Source organism: Desertivirga arenae (assembly GCF_017355785.1).
GTDB lineage: Bacteria > Bacteroidota > Bacteroidia > Sphingobacteriales > Sphingobacteriaceae > Desertivirga > Desertivirga arenae.
Genome location: NZ_JAFEWE010000001.1, coordinates 885938 through 908149 on the forward strand (window position 1 = coordinate 885938; position 22212 = coordinate 908149).

The following is a 22212-nucleotide window of genomic DNA, read 5'->3' on the forward strand; positions in this document are numbered from 1 at the left end:
TAAGTAAAATCCTGTATTACATAAACATCTTTAACTCCTTGAAATGATAAAAATAGTACTGGTAGAAGATCACAAAATTGTACGAAATGGCCTTAAAACAATGCTTGAGCAGGAAGATGATTTCTCCATCACCGGAGAAGCCGGCAATGGGGCAGAAGCTATTTCCTTACTTCAGGCAGGAACGAAGGCGGACATTGTTTTGACGGATGTGAACATGCCAGATATGGATGGCATAACCCTGGCTGGTACTCTCAAGCGAGATTATCCGGATATAAAGGTTATGATACTTTCAATGATGGATAATGAAAAATATGTTTTTCGAGCATTCGAGGCCGGAATAAGTGGCTATCTTTTAAAGAGCACCGGACTTGAAGAAATGATTTTTTCGATACGGCACATAAATAACGGAAATCAAGTGATCTGTGCTGATCTTGGTATTCGAATGCTCAAAAAAGCTTCGCGGGCAGCAATTCTGAATGAAGATGCAGAAGCTGCACATCTTCTTACTTCAAGAGAACTTGAGATACTTGCTCTAATTTCTGAAGGATATACTAACAACGAGATCGCAGAAAAAACATTTACAAGCCGCCGTACAGTTGAGGGACACCGTCAAAGCTTAATAGATAAGTTTGGAGTAAAGAATACGGCTCAATTAATTAAGCATGCCTGCAAGACCGGAATTTTGTGAAACAATATTCCGAGAAGTATAAGCTATACTCTTTGTTAGCTAGCCATAAAGGCTTCAACCATCCCCTGCTCTTCCGGCATCTCTCTTCTTGAAATTATCCTTGCCGGGTTTCCAGCGACAACACAGTTCGGAGGAACGCTTTTTATCACTACAGAGCCTGCTCCTATAACAACATTATCTCCGATGGTGATCGGACCGATAATAACAGAATGACAACCTACGTCTACATTATTACCAATCACCGGACAAGCACTATGACTTCCATCAGCAAGCGTTTTAATCCCTATGGTTGTGGTATGTCTAAGGGTACAATTTTTCCCAATTCGTGTAGCGGGGTGCAATATAAGACCCTGACCATGATAAAGAGCCAGACCTTCTCCAACCTCTATATAGGGTGGCATATTTATCCCCATTACAAAATCTGTAATAAAGCGGTATAGCTTGAGGTAGGGAAAAAAAAGGTATCGCAAAGCCTTATTCTTAAAAATAAAGTTTGCTAAACGGAAAAAAGGCATTACCAATCGGCCTTTCTGACTATCCTTATTACTTTTCCAATCCTGGAAGATAAATGAAAAAAGGTTCATGCGGTTGTTTTGTGAATGTGATTAAAGGATACTTAAACTTCAAAAAAACATTAACTCATCTATTTGAACTTCAGATAATTCAAAATATATGCCAGCTAAGTTGTGCCTATAGTGCTGCCTTTAAAAATCTTATCCTACATCAATATTAATTCTTACCCTTAGTCAATGTCTACCATAGAAAGGCGGCCTAAATTTGTCGGTATAGAAAAACAAAAAAATAAAGCAATGGAAAATCAAATATTAGGACTACATCATATCACAGCAATTGCAGGAGATGCAAAACGCAACTACGATTTTTACACAAAAGTGTTAGGCTTAAGACTTGTTAAAAAAACAGTCAACTTTGACGATCCTCACACCTACCATTTCTACTATGGTGACCAAGTTGGAACGCCCGGAACCATACTAACCTTTTTTCCCTGGGGAAACATTCAAACAGGCAGAAGAGGAACACGCCAGGCTACAGAAATAGGTTACTCTGTTCCTCAAAATAGTTTGGACTTTTGGTTAAAACGTTTGGATGCAAACAACGTAACATATAATAAAATTTCAGAAAAATTCGGAGAACGATACCTTACTTTTTTAGATCCTGATGGCCTTAAGTTTGAGTTGATCGAGTCTAAAACCCCAGACAACAGATTACCATGGGAAACATCAGAAGTTAAGGCAGAACATGCAACACGGGGATTTCACAACGTAACGATCACTACAAGCAAACTACAACCTACTGCAGACGTTCTTACCAAATTGTTCGGCTATACGTTACTTGAAAGCCATGTTAACAGGTATCGATTTGCTACTAACACTGTGGAGAATGCGAACATTATAGACGTGGTTGAAGTTCCAGGCGAAGGTGTAGGACATGTGGCAGGAGGATCAGTGCACCATGTTGCTTTCAGGGTAAAGGATGATAAGATCTTGATGGAATTAAGGAACAAGATCGTTGAAGCCGGACTACACGTTACAGAGAAAGTTGACCGTAACTATTTCTACTCCTTATACTTCCGCGAACCAGGCGGTGTGTTATTTGAAATAGCTACAGACAATCCAGGCTTTTCAGTAGATGAAACAATTGAAGAATTAGGTTCAGGATTGAAGCTGCCTGCACAATACGAAGGCCGCCGCAACGAAATCCTTACTTATTTACCACAGCTATAATCAGTAAGCTATATATTAATATCAGCACCATGAAATACGAGGAAATTGAATTGATAGATAACAAGCCCGCTCATAATTTCGAGTTATGGGTAGAGGGGAAGAAAGCCTTCATCGACTATAAACAGAGAGGAGATAAAGTTTATGTTCTTCATACAGAAGTACCAGAGGAACTTGAAGGCAAAGGTATTGCTGCAGCGCTTGTTGAAAAAGTATTAAGGTATCTTGACGAGAACCAATACCGGCTGGTACCACTTTGTTCATACACTCAACTGTTCCTACAGCGCCATCCGGAATGGTACAGGTTGGTTGACGATGGGGATATGGCATAAGGAAAAGAAACCTGCAGCTCTCAAGCTGCAGGTTTTTTCTTAAACATCTTTGATTTGATCCTGCTTAATGATTCGGGTGTGATACCAAGATAGGAGGCGATCTGTGTTTGGGGTACTCGTTGCACAATAGCCGGATACTTTTTAACAAACTCGAGATAGCGCTCTTCCGCTGATTTCGCTATTGAAGAATAAAACCTGTTTTCCAGCACCGCATAAGACTTTTGAATCATCATACGGAATACACGTTCCAGGCCTGGGACTTCCTCAAATAATTTTTCCTTGTTTGCATAATCTATTACCAGGAGTTCACTATCTTCCAGAGCCTCGATGAACAAGTTGGAGGGCTTTTGTTCTGAAAAACTTCCAATGTCGCTTATCCACCAGTCCTCTACAGCAAACTGGAGTATTACTTCGTCCCCTTTATCATCTATGTAGTACTTTTTCAGGCATCCTTTAACGATATAAGCTTCAAAATTACATACTTCTCCCTGCGAAAGGAGAAAACCTCGTTTTCTTACAATCCTTTTCCTGATGTAAGAGTGAAGCAGTTCAAACTCACCCTCAGATATGAACGTGTTTCTGGATAGGTGTTTGTCAATTTCGGAGTACATGAAACAATTTTAAGAAAAAGAGGGGAATTTTCTAGAAGGATACTGGCAAAAATAAAGGTACCGGCAAATAAAAAAGGCGGCCGGTGGCCGCCTTATATTTTCCATCTCAGGATATTATTTTATCCAGAGATTCACCGGATACTTCACAAATCTCTTCGCAATAACATAGCAGATATAGGCAAAGAATGGAGCACAAACTACGTCTATAGTAAAGTGTACATGCTGAATAAGAACAAGGATGCCCATTGCTATTGTTCCAAACAAAGCCATGGCTTTTTCTGACCTTCCTCTTAAGCAGAGATAAAACAAGAACTGAGTAGCGGTATGACCGGAAAAAAACAGGTCCTTTGTAACATAACTTTTCCCATAGAAATGATTACTAATAGGATCGACAATGGGTATCAAATCATGAGGAGGATCAAAAGGGATTAACGCAATGGTGAAGAACCGCACAACATTCATAATAATGAACCCGTACATAAATAACAGAAACAATTCGGGTCTCTGTAGTGTCCGCGTTATGGTTAATACCCCCATTAGCCATGTGACAATAAAAATAGGCATAGACACGTCTATGGCCGGCAGCATATGGAGAATGGCATCATGCTGATCGTATCCATTTCTAGCTTGAATAAACTGATAGAAAAGTGGGAAGATAGGCAATAGTGTAGCAAACAAACCTGCTCCTAGTAAAAACTTCTGTTTAAACTGCGAATCCTGCCATGCTAATTCCCACCTGCTCAACGACGCACTGATAATTTTTACTCTATTGTTGTTCATTTACAGAAATATAACTATTAGTTCACAATAAGTTAAGGCGGTGCAAATATAGGGCATTCCTGACTTTTTTCAGCTTTTGTTAAAAACATTCCTAAACATTTACAACTATTTAACGTTTCTCCTGATCTGTAGTACCTCACGGAAGAATTTCTATATCAATTCTTTATCTTTCGTTTAAATCCCCGAATAAGATTATTTTTGCATAAAGAATATATTAATGCCTCAAAATATCGCTCCGGGTAAAGCTTCTACTCCCGCCACTGCTTTCGAACGCCTTCTACAAATCATGGACACATTGAGAGAGCAATGCCCATGGGATAAGAAACAAACGATGGAGACCTTGAGACACTTAACCATCGAAGAGACTTACGAACTATCTGACGCTATACTTGAAGGGGATCTACAGGAGGTTAAAAAAGAGCTGGGTGATATTATGCTTCATCTAGTTTTCTATGCCCGGATTGGTTCAGAAGGAAATCATTTCAACGTTACGGATGTGCTTAATGGCATTTGCGATAAGCTAATTACACGCCATCCACATATTTACGGGGATGTTGAGGTTAATAACGAACAGGATGTTAAACGAAACTGGGAGCAACTGAAGTTAAAGGAAGGTAATAAATCGGTTCTGGGAGGGGTACCTGTTTCTCTGCCTGCTTTGGTAAAAGCCTCAAGGATACAGGAAAAAGCACGGGGAGTAGGTTTTGATTGGGAAGAGAAAAGCCAGGTTTGGGAGAAAGTTGAGGAGGAATTGCAGGAATTTAAAAACGAATTCAATGTTGCGGAGCTCAATTCTATTGATAAGGAAAAAGCAGAATCTGAATTTGGGGATGTACTTTTCTCTTTGATCAACTTCGCCAGATTTATCGATATAAACCCAGAGAACGCTTTGGAAAAAACCAATAAAAAATTTATTAAACGATTTCAGTATCTTGAAACGAAAGCGCAGGAGGCGGGTAAAGCGTTAAAGGATATGACACTAGCCGAAATGGACATTTACTGGAATGAAGCAAAAAAGTTATAATTTTTTTCATACCACTGTTACGTTTGGATTCTTCTCCCCGTAAAGGACTAAAACAATAAATTAAACTCAAATTAATCAATGTTTAAAAAAGCCCCCCTTTCTGAGGCCGAACTGGTACAGAAATGTAAAGCAGGCGAATTAAAATACCAGGAGAAGCTGTACAAGCATTTCTATGGTTATGCCATGGGGGTTAGCTTGCGTTATCTTAACGAGCGTGATGATGCATTGGAGGTAGTAAACGACTCTTTTATTAAAGTATTCAAGGCAATACAATTTTATAACGAGACGCAGCCTTTCAAAGCCTGGTTACGAAGGATTGTGGTGAATACGGCTATTGACCTGAGAAGGAAGAACCTGAAATTTCAGAACAATGTAGACATTGAAGAAGCTGTATATGTTGGAAGACAGGCTGAAGCTGTTGAACAGTTATCCGCTAAAGACATATTGAAGCTTCTGGAGGCATTACCTGAAGTGCAGAAAACCGTTTTCAACCTTTATGAAATAGATGGATATAGTCACGATGAGATAGGCGATATGCTTAACATTCCTGTAAGTACATCTCGCGTGTACTTAAGCAGGGCAAAGGAAAAATTAAGAAATTACTTGAACCAACAGGAGAAGAGTTATGCACGATCAGTTTGACGATAAGTTGAGCGAAAGGATCAGAGACGTGTTCGAGAATTTTGAGGATGGGTCTGCTGATCATGGCTGGAAGGAATTGCGGAAGCGGTTTCCGGGAGAAAGGGAGAGAAAAATTATCCCCATGTGGTGGTGGCAATCAGCCGCAGTGGCATTAATAGCTTTGGGCACCTGGGCATACTTTAATGGAAATGGAGATAAGACTTATTTGGCCGAGGGATCGAAAACTAAGCCTAAAATAGAAAGTCACACAAAAAATGGAGCTTCTTCAGGTACAGATACGCCAAGTGATCCACAAAGGGGATCTGAAAGTTTAACAACGCCCCTTGCAGCAACAAGGCCTTCCCTATCTAATAGTTCCGGACAGGACGCTACTCGTACGTATTCCCATTTCAGATCTCGTAGAAAAACTACAAAAAAGAATTATCAACCAGAGAACCAGCAAGCCAGGTATTCAAGTAATCCGGTTAACGCTACGACGGTTGAAGATCTGGCTATAGTAGCGAAGGAAGAGCAACGGGTGATCAGTGGAAATGCTACTGAAAGTCCTGATTCAGCAAAAGTCCTGGCCAGAAATTCCAGTGTTAATGCCCTTGAGAAGATGGTAGTTGCGGATATGCTGCAAAAACAGAAAGTAAAAAGAGCACCGGCCCCTGTTACTCAACTAGCAAATATAAGTGAGGATAAGATAGAGCCGGCTTCACCCACAAAAAAATCTAAAAAAGTAAGCATTGGAGTTTCCGCTGGCAGTTATATGAGCTACGCAAAAGGGAGCGAAGGATCTGTTAATACAGGTGTAGGACTTCTTTCAGAGATCGCAGTGTCTAAAAAACTTAAAATATCTACAGGAATATCGTTAGCGCAGAACACCCTCAAGTTCTCCACATCAATTCCTCAAGCTGCCAACGCGAGTTTTGTGGCAGCCTTACCTCAGGACGATGCTGTGGCTATAGATAAAAGCGGCTTTGGTTTTAATACCGGGGTTCCAGTTAGTTATAGCTTAAGCAAATACAATGCTTCTTTGTTGGGCTTAGACTTACCAGTGAATCTCAAATACTCCTTACTGAAACAGAAGAGGGAGTTGTACATTTCGGCAGGCCTAAGTTCAAACTTCTTTATTGAAGAGAACTATAGCTATTCTTACCAGGTAAACGCGGGTAGTACCAGCAGTACAAAACAGGAAGACGATAATGCAGGCAAAAGCAAATTTGAGAATTTTGATCTGGCCCGGATGCTAAATATTTCTGTCGGTTTAGAACAACCTTTAACCAAGCAAAGCAGGCTATCATTTGAACCTTTCCTAAAGTATCCTTTAGGAGGACAGGGAGCCCGCGATATACGTTTTGGGTCTGTTGGTATGAACCTCAAGCTTAACCTAAACAAATAAAAAAATACAGGGAATACAATCTAAGGCTTCAAATTCAAGCCAGATATAGTCAAAAAGCCTTAAGCATCAACACTTAAGGCTTTTTATTTTCACACATCTTCTATTAGTCTCACCCCCCTCTAGCAACTAATTGTTAAAAAACTCTTGTTTTGGTTAAAGTTTAATTTAACTTTGTAACCATAATACGCACTAGTAAGCGATTTTCATCGTTAACTACTTATCAATTTATTGTTTTTTAGACACCTAATCTAAACCCGTGTGAATAAAAAGTTATTTTTCTCCGTCATTGCAGGTACTATTATCTTGAGTTCCTGTGAAAAAGAAGATTTAAGCTCATTGAAGCAATCTCCGATCAACACCAGTTTTTCCAGTCAAGTCGACGAAAAAGTTTATTTACTTTCAGAGGCTGGGTCAATTACGTTTGCCATAACCTCTATCTCAGATAACAGGTGCACTGCGCATGATTTCTGTACAGACCCGGGTGACTGTTCCGTTAGAATAAAGGTGTCAAATCTTGATAACTCGACCGCCGAGAGTATTTTGACCATTGACAATTCGAGTGAGCACCAAACGCATGAGGTTCACCTTAAGCTGGGTAAGAAGACTTATTCGGTATACTTGAATAATGTTAACCCTAAGCCATTCTTGAAAAGTTTAACCACTGCAAAAGAAGCTGAATTCCTTGTTCAAGAAGGTAAATAGTATTATTTAAAGCTTATTGTCTTTACCGGAGAGATCCTGGTAACCAGCATAGAAGGTATTAATAATACAACCAGACACACGGCTAGTGTGCTGACGTTGAGAATTAGGATATCTGCTATGCTGAACTCCACCGGTACGAATTGCATGTAATAGGAACTTTGATCAAGCTCAAAAAAATGTGTCAGATTTTGGAAGAGGCCTAAACCAATTCCTACAAGGTTACCTAACAGAAGTCCAAATCCGATCAGGAATGCGGCATTGTTCAAGAATATTTTTTGCACCTGCCAATTAGTACTTCCCAGAGCTTTAAGGATCCCTATCATATTCGTTCTTTCAAGGATAATGATCATGAGCGCAGATATCATATTAATTACAGCAACTGCCATCATTAATATAAGTATAACTTCAGTATTTACATCTAACAAAGACAACCACTGGAATATTGTCTGATACCATTCCTTGATGGTATAGGTCCTTACATTATAAGACATAAATCCGCCTACGTCATTATTGATCTTATCCAGTTTGTCAAAATCATTTACCCTAAGTTCAAAGCCCCCCACCTCGTCCTTTTTCCATTTATTCAGCCTTCTGATCTCTGAAAGATCACCTATAATATAAGTTTTATCTACCTCTTCAACTCCCAGGTCGTAAATACCCACTATCTTAAACTTTCTTTTAAGCAACGATTGCTGCACGAAATACATCAGAAAATCGTCCCCGAGTTTAACCTTTAATCTATTTGCGAGGAATCTTGAGATAATAATTTGCTTCCTGGATTTAACACTGTCTGTATAATCAATCACCTTGCCTGCCACTAACACTCGTTTGAAGTAGGTCCAGTCGTAAGTTTTATCTACCCCCTTCAATATTACACCTTCCACCTCCTCGTTCGTATTTATGATCCCAGTCTTGATGGCGTAGGGCTGGATATGGGCCACACCTGGCAACTGGCTAATCTTTAACAAAGTATCTTTGGATATTGCAAAAGGAGAATTCTCATAAGAATTATTGAGGTCGTACTTCATGGCAATAATATCTCCCGAGAAGCCACGCATTTTGTCGCGGATCTCTGATTTAAAGCCTTTCACTACCGCAACTGATAAAATCATTACGGCCAGGCTTAACATTATCCCTATTATTGCAATACGTACGCTTAATTTAGAAAACGTTCGTTTAGAGTTAAAGGTAATTCTACGGGCAATAAAAGCTGGCAGGTTCAAAAGCAATGATGTTTATGTAAAGCAAAGATGCAAATTTTAAATTTGTTGATATAAAACCCGCAATACGCATAAATGTTGTCGATATTAAAATATGACAAATACAGTTAGAATGAAAAGATATCTTCTGCAATTAGTGGCGCTGTCACTGCTTCCAATTTTCCTTTCCTGCACGAAGAAAGTAAAGAAGCCAAATACCTCTGTTATTATAAACAAACAGATGGAGAGCAAGGAGAGTTCCGTAACCTCTGTCACAACCGGAGCTGCACAAACCGCCCTATACCTGCCTTTACTGAAAGGTAAAAGAGTTGGAATGGTGGTTAATCAGACCTCTTTAATAGCTGGAAGTCATAGCATTGATAAACTAAAGGCACTAGGAATTACTATCGTTAAGGCCTTTGGACCTGAGCATGGATTCAGAGGACAAGCCAGTGCAGGTGCAAAAGTACAAAGCGGGACAGATCCTCAAACAGGGATCAGTGTTGTTTCGCTGTACGGCTCTCATTACAAACCGACAAAAGAGGATGTCTCGGGACTAGACATCATGGTTTTTGATATTCAGGATGTTGGAGCTCGTTTTTATACCTATATATCGACCCTTCATTATGTTATGGAGGCTTGTGCTGAGAATGGTATTCCATTAATTGTCCTTGACAGGCCTAACCCGAATGGATTTTATATAGATGGGCCAATACTGGAGACAAAGTACGCCTCCTTTATCGGAATGCATCCAGTTCCTATAGTTCATGGCATGACCATCGGTGAATATGCAAAGATGATAAATGGTGAAGGATGGTTAAAAAATAAGGTCAGATGCAATTTGAAAGTGATCCAGATGAAAGGGTATAAGCATTCTATGCCATATACTCTTCCGGTGAAACCTTCTCCCAACCTTAATACCCAACAGTCTATTCTTCTTTATCCTTCCCTTTGTCTATTTGAAGGAACGATTATCAGCCAGGGAAGAGGAACGTACTTCCCATTCCAGGTATTGGGCGCACCGGAGTTGGTTGGAAAATATACGTTTAGTTTTAAGCCTGTAAGTATCCCTGGTATGAGTGAAAGTCCGTTGCATCAAAACCAAAGCTGCTATGGCCTGGATCTACGAAATTTCGACACAGGCATCTTTCAAAAGACTGGAAAACTTAATTTACAATGGCTTATTGAGCTATACAAAGCGTATCCTGACAAGGAAAAGTTCTTTGATTTTAAGCAAAGTAAACAGATGAATAATTTTGACAAGTTGGCTGGAACTCAAGCCCTGAGAAATCAGATCATTGCCGGAAAGACAGAATCTGAAATCAGAAAGAGCTGGGAACCAGGATTAATACAGTTTAAAGAGAAGCGGAAAAAATATTTGTTATATCAATAATCAGATAGCTATATCCGACTGACATTGACTTCTTATTTTTGAGGAATTTATGAGAATAATATTTATGGGAACTCCTGACTTTGCCGTTGCCTCTCTTGATGCATTGGTACAAGCAGGATTTGACATTGTTGCTGTAGTAACCGCACCTGATAAACCTGCGGGAAGAGGTCAGAAACTGAGTGAGTCTGCTGTAAAAAAATACGCAGTAGAACATCAATTACCAGTATTACAACCTGATAAACTTAAAAATCCGGACTTCATTGAACAACTAAAAAGCTACGGTGCAGACCTGCAGATTGTGGTAGCCTTCCGTATGCTTCCTGAAATAGTGTGGAATATGCCTCCTAAAGGGACCATCAATCTACATGCTTCCTTGTTGCCGGAATACCGGGGAGCTGCACCGATAAATTGGGCAATTATAAACGGTGAAAAACAAAGCGGAGTTTCTACCTTTTTCTTACAGCATGAAATAGATACTGGGAACATTATATTTTCGGAAGCAGTTGATATTGAACCTGACGACACCGCAGGAGATCTTCATGATAAGCTAATGGTGAAAGGTGCGGAATTACTTGTTAATACTGTGAAAGCCGTTGAGAGGGGTGAATACACAGAAACACCTCAGAAGGAAGTTACTTCAACTACTCCCACTCACGCCCCAAAGCTATTTAAGGAAGATTGCCTTATCAACTGGAACCAACCCGTTCAGAAGGTTTATAATCTTATCAGAGGATTAAGTCCCTACCCTACTGCGTATACCTACATCAATGAAAAAACGCTGAAAATATTTGCAGCAGACATTCTTGAAAAAGAACCAGGGATACAGCCTTCAGGGTTTCTGAGTGATGGTAAAACCTATTTAAACTTTGCCTGTGCTGATGGATTTATTTCTGTAAAAGACGTTCAGGTAGAAGGAAAAAAGCGAATGAGTGTAGAGGAATTTTTAAGGGGATTCAGGATTTAAGTACTCTAGCATTCAAGTCCTAAGATTCAAAACACATAAAAAAGGGTTACTTCTTGATAAAGTAACCCTTTTTCATATTATTCAAATACTATTTGTAGAGTAAGGGAAACTTTGAAGGATTTGTTTCGTGCATCATTTCGAGTACTAATTCAATTACATCATCCGTTGAGGGCTTACTAAAGTAATCTCCATCGGATCCGTAAGGTGGCCTGTGCTCTTTAGCCGAAAGCGTGCGCGGGGCACTGTCCAGGGAATAATAACCTTTCTGCTTTTCAATTACTTGCTGTAGTATAAAGGCCGAAGCTCCGCCCGGAACGTCCTCATCTACAACCAGAAGCTTATTCGTCTTCCTTAAGGAATCCACACAAACATTATTCAGATCAAAGGGGTGAAGGGTTTGGGGATCTACGATCTCAACAGAAACTCCTGCTTTTTCGAGTTCTTCTACAGCCTCTTCAACCACTCTTAAGGTTGATCCATACGATATAATGGTAATATCAGAGCCTTCCTTCACCACTTCAGCATGGCCAAGCGGTACTGTAAATTCTCCGACATTAGAAGGCAGCTTTTCCTTCAGACGATACCCATTCAAACACTCAATTACGATAGCAGGCTCGTCTGCTCTAAGTAAGGTATTGTACATACCAGCCGCTTGAGTCATATTGCGAGGTACACAAACGTGAATACCTCTCATAATCCCTAATATCATAGACATAGGAGAACCTGAATGCCAGATGCCTTCCAAACGGTGACCACGGGTTCTTATAATAACCGGGGACTTCTGTCCTCCTTTGGTTCTGTAACTTAAACTTGCCAGATCATCACTTACCACATTGATGCAGTAAAGCAGATAATCCAAATATTGAATTTCCGCTATCGGCTTCAACCCTCTCAATGAAAGTCCTATACCCTGCCCAATAATTGTGCTTTCTCTGATGCCGGAATCTACAACCCTTAAATGCCCATATTTAGCCTGAAGGCCTGCAAAGCCTTGATTAACATCACCAATGCTACCTACATCTTCACCAAAGGCAATGATCCTTGGATCTCTTGCTATGTTTTCATCAAAGCAGGCATTAAGTATTTCCCTGCCATCTATCAGCTTTACATCCTCGGCGTACTCTGCAGGGATCACAGGGATAGTGAAGGGAGAATTTACAGATCCAGTAAACAGCTTTGAATTATACCGTTCCCGGTTAAGCGCTAATTCCCTTTCATACCATTGCAATAACTCGTTTCTTTCATGCGAATTAACCTGTGCAGTGATACGAACAGCCTTCCTTACCGCAGAGGAAGTTTCGCGTCTTCCAGCGTCGGACTGGGACCGGAGCTCAGAAGCTAAACGATCTACCTCCGGGTGCTGCAATGCCTCCAAAAGAGCAATTGCTTCTTCTTTCTCGGCCTTTAATGTATTTAGAACTTCTGCCCAAGCTTCTTTTTGACATTCCCTTACATACGCTTTAGCAGTGTTCTCCATTTCTGTAAGCTCCTCATCGGTAGCAATGGCCGACTCTAAAACCCACTTGCGCATTTGGACGAGGCAATCGTATTCTGCTTCCCAATCCAGACGTTCTTTTGTTTTATACCGTTCGTGAGAACCCGAAGTAGAATGCCCCAAAGGCTGGGTCATTTCGTGAACGTGTATCATGGAGGGGATATGATTCTCCCGGCTTATAGTTGCTGCCCGTTCATAAGTCTCACAGAGCCCAGGATAATCCCATCCTCTTACCTTAAAAATCTCGAAGCCCTCTCCTTTTTCATCCCTCTGAAACCCTTTAAGAATTTCAGAAATATCCATCTTAGTAGTCTGTAATTCGGAGGGGACTGAAATAGCATAGGCATCGTCCCATACAGAAATCACCATAGGTACCTGAAGGACACCTGCTGCATTTATTGCTTCAAAGAAAACGCCCTCGGAGGTAGAGCCATTGCCTACAGTTCCAAAAGCGACTTCGTTTCCTTCTATGGAAAAGTCTGACAGGTATTTAAGATCCGGATTTTGACGATATAATTTAGAAGCCCATGCTAATCCAACCAGCCTGGACATTTGACCACCTGTAGTAGAAATATCAGAAGAAGTATTTTTCTGCTCCATCTGATTTTTCCAGGTACCATCCTCTTTAAGGATCCGGGTAGCAAAATGAGAATTCATTTGTCTGCCACCAGAAAAGGGATCGAAATTGACATCAGTATTACCATACAACTGAGAGAAGAACTCGGTTATGGTGGCCATACCTGCTGCAAACATGAAAGTTTGGTCCCGGTAATACCCCGCGCGCCAGTCGCCTTTTTTAAAAGCTTTGGCCATTGCAACCTGAGCTACTTCTTTGCCATCTCCAAAAATGCCAAACTTCGCTTTCCCCGTTAATACTTCTTTTCTGCCTAAAATGCTTGCCTGGCGACTCTCGTAACAGATGCGATAGTCATTAAGGACGATCTTTTTGAATTCCTCAAAACTTAGTTCAGAAATATCAAACTGATTAGTAACATGTTTTATCGATGACATACGTGCTGAGTCAATCTTCAAAAATAATAAAATCTAAACGCAATGAAACTCTATAATTTCAGATGCGTATATTGCACAGTAATAATTAAACAAAAGCAAATACCTTTATATTTGCATATAGTAAAACATCAATTTGCACACACACGATTAAACTATTTGCTTTTGATGTATTCTAATAACTGAAAACAACAATTTAAAATGAAAAAGCTATTAACTTTTTGCGCTGTTATCCTTGCTATCGCTTTCACTGCAATGCGTGCAGATGTACAGGGAGAATTTAAGTTTGAGAAAGAGACTCAGGACTTCGGTAAAATTACTCAAGGCAAACCAGTGAGTTATGATTTCAAATTTACTAACGTAGGAGATCAGCCAATTATTCTTACAGAAGTACAACCTACTTGTGGTTGTACGGTTGCTAAGTTTACAAGTACACCTGTTAAGAAAGGCGAAGTAGGAACGATCTCTATTACTTATAACGCTGCGGCCATGGGGCCATTCAGTAAAGCCATCACTGTAAAGTCTAACGCGAAAACTTCAGTTAAGTACATTTACATTAAAGGAGAGGTAGTAAGCGAGAACTCGAAATAAAAATAAAACGCTAAAAAAACTTAAACCTCTCTGGAACCAGAGAGGTTTTTTTATTTTTGCAGACTATGCCACAAATTTCAAATAAGGGGAAGCTAATGCCAGCATCTCCTATAAGAAAGCTAACCCCATACGCTGAGAGAGCGAAAGAGCAGGGAAAAAAGGTGTACCATTTGAATATTGGACAGCCCGATATAGAAACACCGGAGGTTATGCTTAATGCTATTAAACATATTGACTTTAAGGTTTGGGCCTATACTCAGTCTGAAGGAACTCTATCATACCGTAAAAAACTTGTCGAGTATTATAACAGGGCAGATTATAATGTAACTGTAGATGACATTCTGGTAACCAGCGGAGCGTCTGAAGCGATAGTGATCGCTATGCAAACCTGTCTGGATTCGGAAGATGAAGTAATTATTCCGGAGCCCTTCTACGCTAACTACAATGCTTTTGCCTGGATGAGTAATGTTACTGTAAAGCCTGTGCTTTCTGTAATTGAAAATGGTTTTGCAATGCCTCCCATCAAGGAATTTGAAAAGCTGATCACAGACAAGACCAAAGCGATCTTTATTTGCAACCCCAATAATCCTACAGGGTATCTTTACTCCTACGAGGAAATGGTTGAGCTGAAAAACCTTTGCCTGAAATACGATCTATATCTTTTTGCAGATGAAGCCTACCGGGAGTTTTGCTATGATGGCAATAAGTTTCTGTCTCCGATGCATTTGGATGGCTTAGATGAGCATGTTATTATTTTTGATAGTATATCTAAACGTTACAGTGCTTGTGGCGCCCGTTTAGGATGTTTTATCACAAAAAATAAAAAGGTAATTGAAACGGCATTAAAATTTGCCCAGGCACGCTTAAGTCCTGGTATGGTTGCCCAAATTGCAGGAGAAGCTGCAGTAGATACTCCACAGTCTTATTTTGATAAGGTGAACAAGGAGTATACCGAGCGAAGGAATATGCTGGTAGAGTCGCTTAATAAAATGGAAGGCGTATTTTGCCCAAACCCAGGAGGGGCGTTCTACGTAGTAGCAAAATTCCCTGTAGACGACGCAGAAGACTTCTGTCAGTGGATGCTGGAAGAGTTTTCTTATGACAATCAGACAGTAATGATGGCTCCTGCGGCAGGATTTTACAGTTCTCCGGGAGTTGGTAAAGACCAAATCCGTTTGGCATACGTTTTGAATAAAGAAGATTTAGCTAATGCAATGATCTGTCTGGAAAAAGCTTTAAAAGAATATCCGGGGAGAACAGAAGTTGGCAATTTAGAGTTAGCGGTTAGCAAATAATAGCGTATACTTGCAAACTCGAACACACTGGGGTCGACCGGAATTGACAGGATGGATGATAAGTGTGTAAGCATGCAGCGGATGAGGGTTCATCGCTATAATCAGTATCCTCAAACAACAAAAGGCGAAAATACATACGCTCTTGCTGCTTAATCTTAACCGAGTTAAGATTAGCCTTTGTTACGCTTTAGAAGCGTAAGCGAGATGTTTCCCGGGAGCCAAGTCTGGCGGCACCCGAACCGGAAGCACGGAAAAGCCGGAATAAGGATAAAAGAGCTTCGATTTTATCCCGACAATTTAAGAAGCTAAGGATTAAGCAGGCTGTTTGTGGCCAACTTAATCTCGAAAACCAATCACAAAATAAGCATGTAGAAAGCGCATCTGGTCCCATGTTTGGACGAGGGTTCGAATCCCTCCGGCTCCACTCTTAAAGGCCTTTCAACTATTTGGAAGGCCTTTTCTTTTACCCCTATCCAAACAACCATATGGATAAAACAAAGAGCGTTATAAATAACGCGAACAGTACGCCGGCAACTCTTAAGAGCTTCTTGATATCTTCTCCCATTTAGGCTGCAAAACTAGAAATAAAACCAGGTGGATGTTACTTAATTTTTTGATTAGGGGATATTAGCTTTTCTTTGCGCAAAATTATAAGAGGAATGCTCTTGTTCAGAAGAAATATTTTTTTGTTTTTAATATTGCTTTGTTTTCAGGCAAAAGCAAGCTTCGATTTTAATCCTCAATGTTTAAAGGCATACAAGGAAATCTATGCCTTACGATTAAATAACGCGCGTAATCTTATTGAGACAGAGAAGAAAAAGAACCCTCAGAATGCTATCCCCTACTTGCTTGATAACTATGTAGATTATTTCACTATCATTACTACTGAAAATAAAGCCGAGTTTGAGAAGTTAAAAAATAGCAAGTCCTCAAGATTAAACCGGATCGAGAAGGACGATAAGACTTCACCTTACTATCTTTTTGCGCAGGCCGAAATACATATGCAATGGGCCTTAACCTATGGCTATTTCCAGGAGTATCTTTCATCATCGATGGAACTGAAAAAAGCTTATTCGCTGCTTCAGGAAAACGGAAAGAAATTTCCTTCATTTCTACCTAATCAGAAGAACATCGGAATGTTGAATGCGGTTCTTGGGGCATTACCTTCAGGGCTAAAGAAAACTATATCCGTATTTGGGATGCGCGGAAATACAGAGACTGGTGTTAAAATGTTAGAAAACCTGGTCAGAACCTTACCAAACTCAGCCTATTCTCACTTTTATGATGATGCGGTCTTTTGCCTTGCCTACGTGCAAAGCGGTATATTAAATGATCGCAATGCTTTTCCAAAAATCGTAGCTAACGTGCAAAGGATAGACTCTTCCAGCTTGCTCAAAAGTTATATATTAAGCTATAGTGCTATTCGAACTGGCCGTACAAACGAAGCTATAAGAGTGCTGGAATCCAGACCCAAAGGAGCAGAATATCAGCCCTATTCCTATTTGGATTATCTTGCAGGAACAGCTCATCTTCGTAAACTCGATCTCAGTTCATTCAACTATTTTACGACCTACCTACGTTCCTACCGGGGTATTAATTATATCAAAGACACCTATTTGAACCTGGCCTGGATATCACTTCTTAAAGGGAACACAGCAGGCTATAAAGAATATATTCAACTTGTAAAAACTAAAGGATATACTTTTCATGAGAAAGATAAGCAGGCGCTACAGGAGGCTAATGATCCAATGCCCCATGCCGACCTTTTGAAGGCAAGACTATTATTTGACGGTGGTTTTTATGATAGAGCTTTAAACGAATTGAAGGATAAGAAAGCCGGAGATTTTAACCTGTTAAGAGACAAGATTGAATTCTGTTACAGGTTGGGCAGGATTTACGACGAAACGGGACGCGAAGATCTAGCTATAAAATTCTACCAATTTGCTGTAGACATCGGAAAAAAAGAAAGATATTATTTTGCTTCAAATGCTGCTTATCGGATTGGAAGTATTTATGCGCAGAAAAAAAACTATCAGAAAGCCCGGGATTACTACAGCCAGGCGATAGACATGGAAGATCATGATTACGAACGCAGTGTAGAGGCAAAAGCGAAAGAGGCACTAAGTAGGCTTAATGATTAATTCAAAAACAAAGAAGAGGCTATCTTAAAAGCCGGATATGTCATCATGAACAGTATAAAACAAACTGTTCCAACTTTTAAGACAGCCTCTTACCTACCTTCCGGTATTATTTCTATTGCCGAGATTATGATCTTTTGCAGTGGAGTTAAAATCACTCCTGCGATCGATCTTCTTCTTCAAATTGTTCCTTTTAGGAGGATTGATCAACCTCTCGGAAGGAATGTTGGAAGGAGTCTGGCCTGTATGATTATGCCTGTCTTTCTCGTCTTCCATTTTTAAAGATCTCTAGGTGAAATAGTACCTGGCTCGTGATCTATAATCCGGCTTGTAGAACGATCAGGAGCATCAATATTTACAGATCTGTTTAAACCTGCAGTAGTCGAAGGTTCATCGTCGTCGTCCAGATCATCATCATCCAGATCATCGTCACCTTCAAAATCATCATCGTCGTCGTCGGCCAAAAGATCGTCATCGTCCTCGTCAACTTCTACTGAATCTATTTCGTCAAGATCATCATCGTCGTCATCATCATCAAGAAGATCATCATCTTCTCCAATGGCATTTATTTTATGAAGGTCAACAACATCTTCGTCATCATCATCCAATACCTCATCGTCGTCTAATAAGACATCGTCATCATCATCCAACAGGTCATCGTCCTCATCCGGATTAACCATATACGCATCATCGATATCGTCTTCGTCCAGATCATCGCCGATTGGGGTAACTTCGGTGTTTTCTCCCAAATCGTCATTTTCCGGACCAACTTCATCGTCATCTTCCGGGTCAACCGTAAAAACATCTTCTCTTAAGTATTCATCTTGAACAGTTAAAAGTTCATTAGAAATTAGTGTCATAGGTAATTAGCTTAAGGTTGTTATCTAGGTAATAAACAGTTGGCCTTACCCTGTTTGTTTTGACTAAATAGAAAATAAGTTTGAAGGGTAGGAAAAGAAAAGGGTGGGTAATTATAAAAGGGAATCCATGGCAGTCTTCAGCTTAGTCACAGTATAATCAATCTCTTCCTTTGTATTTAATTTACTGAAAGAGAACCTGATAGCAGGCCGATTAGGATGCACTCCGATTCCTTCTAAAACGTGCGAGCCAATGTTTGTTCCCGAACTACAGGCGCTTCCTCCAGAACAGGAAATACCTGCAATATCCATGTTAAATAATAGCATGTCTGCCATGTCCATCTCAGGGAACGAAACGTTCAGTACAGTATAAAGACTTTTTTCGGGATGGGTATCTCCATTAAAGCTGACTCCTTCAATCTCCTTTTCCAACTGCTCTATCATATACGATTTAAGTCCCTGGATATACTGCTGATGTTCGTCTAAATGAGAATATGCAATCTCAAGTGCTTTTGCTAAACCTGCAATACCATACAAGTTTTCCGTTCCCCCGCGCATATTACGCTCCTGAGAACCTCCGTATATAAGAGGATTAATCTTTATTGCAGGATTTATATAAAGAAAGCCTGTTCCTTTAGGGCCGTGAAACTTATGACCGGCACAAGTAATAAAATGAACTTTAAGGTCCTGAAGATTGTGCCGATAATGTCCCATGGTCTGAACAGTATCACAATGGAAAATAGCATTGTACCGGGCACATATTTCTCCTACTCCCTTCAGGTCTGTCAAGGTTCCTATTTCGTTATTCGCTTCCATTAACGAAACCAGACTTCTGGGATTAGCCTGAAGTAATTCCTCCAGATGCTCCAAGTTGATATGCCCTTGTTGGTCTACTCTTACATAACTAAGCCGGATATCTCCAGCTTTCTCCAATGCTTCCAGAGTATGCAGAACTGCATGGTGCTCTATCTTTGAGGTAATGGCATGCTCTAACTTATAGTCAGCTACAGCAGAACGAATAGCCATATTATCGGCTTCCGTTCCGCCAGAGGTGAAGAAAATCTCAGCAGGCGAAGCCTTTAGAAGTCCCGCCACTGTTTTCCTTGCTTTCTCAACAACAGTCCTTGCCTCGCGTCCATGTGCATGGATCGAAGATGGATTACCGTAATAGGTTTCCATCACCCTGTACATTTCCTTCATAACTTCAGGGTCAATAGGGGTGGTAGCAGCGTTGTCGAGATATATTTTTTGCATGCGTTATTTAATGAGTGAATGAATGGATGAGAGAATGAATGAATGAGTGGATGAGAGAATGAGTGAATGAATGAATGAGTGAATGAGTGAATGAGTGAATGAGTGGATGAGAGAATGAATGGATGAGTGAATGAGTGAATGAATGGATGAGTGAATGAGTGAATGAATGGATGAGTGAATGAACGGATGCCTGCTAATGATCGCGTCTTTTTATATTTTCAGAAGCGGATTTTCGTGCTTTTGCTACTACTGCAAGTATCTGTCTTGCTTCTTCCATCAATGGTTTCATACATATTTCACTTACAATCCCTGACTCGACCATAACCTCCATCCAAAATAAAGTTTCATCTGCCTCTTCCACGACTATACTAATTTTCGAAAAGAATTCAGCTTGAGATCTTCCTCTACAGGCGGCTCTGTAATTTGCTCCCACAGAAGAAGAGCATCTCAACAACTGCTTTCCTAATATTCTTGCCTCGTCTGATTTAGGAAGATTTTTGAAAAGTAAAATATTATCGATGACAAACTTCTTAGTCCTTCTCTTAAACTTCTCAATAAACTCAACTTTGTCTGGTTCATTCATTTTATAAATTTACCAGCCTTGTTCAATTGATTAAATGACTTTAGGCAGTTTTAGTAATTCTTTCATTCATTAAATCCTTCCTTCTATCCTTACTCGCTCAGCTGTAATATTTCTTTGATATCAGAAATAATCTTGTTAGCCAGATTGTTAGCAACAGTCTCTGAATTTCCTTCTGAATAGATCCTTATTATCGGTTCAGTATTAGATCTGCGAAGATGGACCCATTCCTTATCGAATTCTATCTTCAAGCCGTCTATGGTTGAATAGGGTTGTTTTTGATATTTCTCTTCAACTTTCTTCAGCAATCCGTCGATATCCATCTCGGGAGTAAGGGTTATTTTATTCTTAGAGATAAAATAGCTTGGGTAAGTACCTCTTAAAGCAGAAATAGACTTTCCAAATTTAGCCAAATGAGTAAGGAACAATGCAATTCCAACTAAAGCATCACGGCCATAATGAAGTTCAGGATAAATGACACCGCCATTTCCTTCGCCACCAATAACCGCATTCGTTTCTTTCATCTTGTTTACCACATTCACCTCCCCGACTGCAGCAGCATTATAACTTCCGCCATTCTTCTCGGTTACATCCCTCAAGGCACGGGTTGATGATAAATTTGAAACGGTATTACCCGGTGTATTTTGAAGGATATAATCAGCTACAGCAACCAGCGTATACTCTTCACCAAACATAGATCCATCTTCTGATACAAAGCATAGCCGGTCAACATCAGGGTCTACTGCGATTCCTAAATGAGCTCTTTTTGCCACCACTTCCTGCGACAAAGCAACAAGGTTTTCTGGAAGAGGCTCCGGATTATGTGGAAAATGTCCATCAGGTTCACAATAAAGTTCATAAATCGTTTCTACACCCAGAGCCTTAAGTAGTGCCGGCACAAAAATACCTCCCGTTGAATTAACACAATCGATCGCTATTTTGAACTTAGCTTTCCTGATTGCTTCAACATCCACCAAAGGAAGTGCAAGGATCTTATCGATATGTTTTTGAAGATAGCTAGTATCTGTTGTGACTTTACCTAGTTGATTAACATCCGAAAAAGCAATATCAGTTTGTTCTGCAAGTTCCAAAACTTCCTTTCCTGAATCGTCATTAATAAACTCTCCTTTTTCATTCAAAAGCTTAAGGGCATTCCATTGTTTAGGATTATGACTAGCAGTAATAATGATCCCGCCTGCGGCATTTTCATCCGGCACTGCAATCTCAACAGTTGGAGTGGTAGACAAACCAAGGTCTATTACGTCTATACCAATACTTTGCAAGGCGCCGACGACAAGATTACGCACCATTTCTCCTGAAATACGGGCATCCCTACCTATAACAATTTTGTTCTTGCCTGATTGGGCAGTTACCAATTTCCCAAAAGCTACCGTATATTTTAATATATCAACGGGAGTAAGTCCGTTACCTGCCTGCCCGCCAATAATTCCTCTTATACCTGAAATAGATTTTATTAAAGTCACGTCAAAGATTTTATGAGCCCAAAAATAAGAATAAAAGCCAAGAGCCCCAATG

22 protein-coding genes and 1 other RNA gene are annotated in these 22212 nt (G+C 40.1%); 13 read left to right on the forward strand and 10 right to left on the reverse strand.

Annotated elements, in window-relative coordinates:
• Positions 1-43 precede the first annotated feature (43 nt).
• Positions 44-688 carry a response regulator transcription factor gene (locus J4N24_RS03455; protein ID WP_207532226.1) on the forward strand — a complete coding sequence of 215 codons (645 nt, stop codon included), beginning with the start codon at positions 44-46 and terminating at the stop codon, positions 686-688.
• Positions 689-723: 35 nt separating this feature from the next.
• On the opposite strand, the gene J4N24_RS03460 is transcribed toward J4N24_RS03455, so the two are convergent.
• Positions 724-1272: a serine acetyltransferase gene (locus J4N24_RS03460; RefSeq protein ID WP_207532227.1), complete on the reverse strand. Its 549-nt coding sequence runs from the start codon at positions 1270-1272 to the stop codon at positions 724-726.
• Positions 1273-1497: 225 nt separating this feature from the next.
• Here J4N24_RS03460 and J4N24_RS03465 point away from each other — a divergent pair, with 225 nt between their 5' ends.
• Together J4N24_RS03465 and J4N24_RS03470 are read left to right on the forward strand one after the other, a co-directional pair.
• Entirely contained in the window at positions 1498-2430 is a 933-nt protein-coding gene (locus J4N24_RS03465; RefSeq protein WP_207532228.1) for a ring-cleaving dioxygenase, read from the forward strand.
• Positions 2431-2459: 29 nt separating this feature from the next.
• The gene (locus J4N24_RS03470; protein WP_207532229.1) at positions 2460-2759 is read left to right on the forward strand and encodes a GNAT family N-acetyltransferase; all 300 of its coding nucleotides are present in this window, start codon (positions 2460-2462) and stop codon (positions 2757-2759) included.
• A 20-nt stretch (positions 2760-2779) separates the two neighbouring features.
• Here the strand turns inward: J4N24_RS03470 and J4N24_RS03475 are convergent, their stop codons facing one another.
• Together J4N24_RS03475 and J4N24_RS03480 are read right to left on the reverse strand one after the other, a co-directional pair.
• Complete coding sequence (locus J4N24_RS03475; RefSeq protein ID WP_207532230.1) at positions 2780-3370, reverse strand: Crp/Fnr family transcriptional regulator; 591 nt, start codon at positions 3368-3370, stop codon at positions 2780-2782.
• A 114-nt stretch (positions 3371-3484) separates the two neighbouring features.
• Positions 3485-4150, reverse strand: coding sequence for a phosphatase PAP2-related protein (locus J4N24_RS03480; RefSeq protein ID WP_207532231.1), 666 nt, complete (start codon positions 4148-4150; stop codon positions 3485-3487).
• A gap of 217 nt (positions 4151-4367) precedes the next feature.
• On the opposite strand from J4N24_RS03480, the gene mazG reads away from it, so the two are divergent.
• From mazG to J4N24_RS03500, 4 genes are all read left to right on the forward strand, one after another.
• The gene (gene mazG / locus J4N24_RS03485; protein WP_207532232.1) at positions 4368-5174 is read left to right on the forward strand and encodes a nucleoside triphosphate pyrophosphohydrolase; all 807 of its coding nucleotides are present in this window, start codon (positions 4368-4370) and stop codon (positions 5172-5174) included.
• A gap of 78 nt (positions 5175-5252) precedes the next feature.
• Complete coding sequence (locus J4N24_RS03490; RefSeq protein WP_207532233.1) at positions 5253-5816, forward strand: RNA polymerase sigma factor; 564 nt, start codon at positions 5253-5255, stop codon at positions 5814-5816.
• Positions 5800-7200 (forward strand): outer membrane beta-barrel protein, encoded by a 1401-nt coding sequence (locus tag J4N24_RS03495; RefSeq protein ID WP_207532234.1) that lies wholly within the window; start codon positions 5800-5802, stop codon positions 7198-7200. Before J4N24_RS03490 ends, J4N24_RS03495 begins: the two co-directional genes overlap by 17 nt.
• Positions 7201-7458: 258 nt before the next feature.
• A complete protein-coding gene (locus J4N24_RS03500) occupies positions 7459-7902 on the forward strand; it encodes a hypothetical protein (RefSeq protein WP_207532235.1) in 444 nt (147 codons plus the stop codon).
• Between the two features lie 2 nt (positions 7903-7904).
• Here the strand turns inward: J4N24_RS03500 and J4N24_RS03505 are convergent, their stop codons facing one another.
• Positions 7905-9014 carry an ABC transporter permease gene (locus tag J4N24_RS03505; RefSeq protein ID WP_369806187.1) on the reverse strand — a complete coding sequence of 370 codons (1110 nt, stop codon included), beginning with the start codon at positions 9012-9014 and terminating at the stop codon, positions 7905-7907.
• A gap of 220 nt (positions 9015-9234) precedes the next feature.
• On the opposite strand from J4N24_RS03505, the gene J4N24_RS03510 reads away from it, so the two are divergent.
• Entirely contained in the window at positions 9235-10494 is a 1260-nt protein-coding gene (locus J4N24_RS03510) for an exo-beta-N-acetylmuramidase NamZ family protein (protein ID WP_207532237.1), read from the forward strand.
• Between the two features lie 49 nt (positions 10495-10543).
• Complete coding sequence (fmt, locus tag J4N24_RS03515; RefSeq protein ID WP_207532238.1) at positions 10544-11458, forward strand: methionyl-tRNA formyltransferase; 915 nt, start codon at positions 10544-10546, stop codon at positions 11456-11458.
• Positions 11459-11546: 88 nt separating this feature from the next.
• On the opposite strand, the gene J4N24_RS03520 is transcribed toward fmt, so the two are convergent.
• Entirely contained in the window at positions 11547-13964 is a 2418-nt protein-coding gene (locus J4N24_RS03520) for an alpha-ketoacid dehydrogenase subunit alpha/beta (protein ID WP_207532239.1), read from the reverse strand.
• A 198-nt stretch (positions 13965-14162) separates the two neighbouring features.
• Between J4N24_RS03520 and J4N24_RS03525 the strand changes: the two genes are divergently transcribed.
• The 4 genes from J4N24_RS03525 (at position 14163) to J4N24_RS03540 (ending at position 17988) form a co-directional block, all read left to right on the forward strand.
• Positions 14163-14552: a DUF1573 domain-containing protein gene (locus J4N24_RS03525; protein ID WP_207532240.1), complete on the forward strand. Its 390-nt coding sequence runs from the start codon at positions 14163-14165 to the stop codon at positions 14550-14552.
• Between the two features lie 65 nt (positions 14553-14617).
• Positions 14618-15847, forward strand: coding sequence for a pyridoxal phosphate-dependent aminotransferase (locus tag J4N24_RS03530; RefSeq protein ID WP_207532241.1), 1230 nt, complete (start codon positions 14618-14620; stop codon positions 15845-15847).
• Positions 15848-15876: 29 nt separating this feature from the next.
• Positions 15877-16274, forward strand: a transfer-messenger RNA (tmRNA) gene (gene ssrA / locus J4N24_RS03535).
• A 259-nt stretch (positions 16275-16533) separates the two neighbouring features.
• The gene (locus J4N24_RS03540; RefSeq protein WP_242691485.1) at positions 16534-17988 is read left to right on the forward strand and encodes a tetratricopeptide repeat protein; all 1455 of its coding nucleotides are present in this window, start codon (positions 16534-16536) and stop codon (positions 17986-17988) included.
• Between the two features lie 93 nt (positions 17989-18081).
• On the opposite strand, the gene J4N24_RS03545 is transcribed toward J4N24_RS03540, so the two are convergent.
• From J4N24_RS03545 to glmM, 5 genes are all read right to left on the reverse strand, one after another.
• The gene (locus tag J4N24_RS03545; protein ID WP_207532243.1) at positions 18082-18261 is read right to left on the reverse strand and encodes a hypothetical protein; all 180 of its coding nucleotides are present in this window, start codon (positions 18259-18261) and stop codon (positions 18082-18084) included.
• 2 nt (positions 18262-18263) lie between these two features.
• Complete coding sequence (locus J4N24_RS03550; protein WP_207532244.1) at positions 18264-18845, reverse strand: hypothetical protein; 582 nt, start codon at positions 18843-18845, stop codon at positions 18264-18266.
• 111 nt (positions 18846-18956) lie between these two features.
• Positions 18957-20096: a cysteine desulfurase family protein gene (locus tag J4N24_RS03555; RefSeq protein ID WP_207532245.1), complete on the reverse strand. Its 1140-nt coding sequence runs from the start codon at positions 20094-20096 to the stop codon at positions 18957-18959.
• A 193-nt stretch (positions 20097-20289) separates the two neighbouring features.
• Positions 20290-20679, reverse strand: coding sequence for a four helix bundle protein (locus J4N24_RS03560; RefSeq protein WP_207532246.1), 390 nt, complete (start codon positions 20677-20679; stop codon positions 20290-20292).
• An 89-nt stretch (positions 20680-20768) separates the two neighbouring features.
• Positions 20769-22160 (reverse strand): phosphoglucosamine mutase, encoded by a 1392-nt coding sequence (gene glmM / locus J4N24_RS03565; protein WP_207532247.1) that lies wholly within the window; start codon positions 22158-22160, stop codon positions 20769-20771.
• Positions 22161-22212: the final 52 nt, after the last annotated feature.

What these genes read in the sequence shown, in the direction of transcription:
- J4N24_RS03455 (WP_207532226.1), top strand. Translation starts at nt 44, where the DNA reads ATGATAAAAATAGTACTGGTAGAAGATCACAAAATTGTACGAAATGGC.
- J4N24_RS03460 (WP_207532227.1), bottom strand. Translation starts at nt 1,272, where the DNA reads ATGAACCTTTTTTCATTTATCTTCCAGGATTGGAAAAGTAATAAGGAT.
- J4N24_RS03465 (WP_207532228.1), top strand. Translation starts at nt 1,498, where the DNA reads ATGGAAAATCAAATATTAGGACTACATCATATCACAGCAATTGCAGGA.
- J4N24_RS03470 (WP_207532229.1), top strand. Translation starts at nt 2,460, where the DNA reads ATGAAATACGAGGAAATTGAATTGATAGATAACAAGCCCGCTCATAAT.
- J4N24_RS03475 (WP_207532230.1), bottom strand. Translation starts at nt 3,370, where the DNA reads ATGTACTCCGAAATTGACAAACACCTATCCAGAAACACGTTCATATCT.
- J4N24_RS03480 (WP_207532231.1), bottom strand. Translation starts at nt 4,150, where the DNA reads ATGAACAACAATAGAGTAAAAATTATCAGTGCGTCGTTGAGCAGGTGG.
- mazG (WP_207532232.1), top strand. Translation starts at nt 4,368, where the DNA reads ATGCCTCAAAATATCGCTCCGGGTAAAGCTTCTACTCCCGCCACTGCT.
- J4N24_RS03490 (WP_207532233.1), top strand. Translation starts at nt 5,253, where the DNA reads ATGTTTAAAAAAGCCCCCCTTTCTGAGGCCGAACTGGTACAGAAATGT.
- J4N24_RS03495 (WP_207532234.1), top strand. Translation starts at nt 5,800, where the DNA reads ATGCACGATCAGTTTGACGATAAGTTGAGCGAAAGGATCAGAGACGTG.
- J4N24_RS03505 (WP_369806187.1), bottom strand. Translation starts at nt 9,014, where the DNA reads ATGATTTTATCAGTTGCGGTAGTGAAAGGCTTTAAATCAGAGATCCGC.
- J4N24_RS03510 (WP_207532237.1), top strand. Translation starts at nt 9,235, where the DNA reads ATGAAAAGATATCTTCTGCAATTAGTGGCGCTGTCACTGCTTCCAATT.
- fmt (WP_207532238.1), top strand. Translation starts at nt 10,544, where the DNA reads ATGAGAATAATATTTATGGGAACTCCTGACTTTGCCGTTGCCTCTCTT.
- J4N24_RS03520 (WP_207532239.1), bottom strand. Translation starts at nt 13,964, where the DNA reads ATGTCATCGATAAAACATGTTACTAATCAGTTTGATATTTCTGAACTA.
- J4N24_RS03525 (WP_207532240.1), top strand. Translation starts at nt 14,163, where the DNA reads ATGAAAAAGCTATTAACTTTTTGCGCTGTTATCCTTGCTATCGCTTTC.
- J4N24_RS03530 (WP_207532241.1), top strand. Translation starts at nt 14,618, where the DNA reads ATGCCACAAATTTCAAATAAGGGGAAGCTAATGCCAGCATCTCCTATA.
- J4N24_RS03545 (WP_207532243.1), bottom strand. Translation starts at nt 18,261, where the DNA reads ATGGAAGACGAGAAAGACAGGCATAATCATACAGGCCAGACTCCTTCC.
- J4N24_RS03550 (WP_207532244.1), bottom strand. Translation starts at nt 18,845, where the DNA reads ATGACACTAATTTCTAATGAACTTTTAACTGTTCAAGATGAATACTTA.
- J4N24_RS03555 (WP_207532245.1), bottom strand. Translation starts at nt 20,096, where the DNA reads ATGCAAAAAATATATCTCGACAACGCTGCTACCACCCCTATTGACCCT.
- J4N24_RS03560 (WP_207532246.1), bottom strand. Translation starts at nt 20,679, where the DNA reads ATGAATGAACCAGACAAAGTTGAGTTTATTGAGAAGTTTAAGAGAAGG.